A 274-nucleotide genomic window follows, 5' to 3' on the forward strand; every position below is an offset into this window, starting at 1 on the left:
GAAGCTCTGCCGCTATGGCCCCGTCGGGGCCGAGAAGCCCGGCCTGATCGACGCCGATGGGCGAATCCGCGACCTGTCGGGCGTGATCAGCGATCTCACGCCCGCCGAGGTGACGCTTTCCGCAATCGACAAGCTGAAGGGCCTTGATCCGACGACGCTGCCATTGGTCGAAGGCTCCCCCCGCTACGGCGTACCGGTCGCCGGGATCGGAAAGTTCATCGCGGTCGGCCTCAATTATGCCGATCACGCCGCAGAATCCGGACTGCCCGTGCCG

1 pseudogene is annotated in these 274 nt (G+C 66.4%); it reads left to right on the forward strand.

Annotation, left to right across the window (positions count from 1 at the left end):
* Positions 1-274 (forward strand): annotated as a pseudogene (locus RAD04_RS38680) (2-hydroxyhepta-2,4-diene-1,7-dioate isomerase); the annotation flags it as partial.

This window comes from Bradyrhizobium sp. 25ACV, from assembly GCF_054863005.1.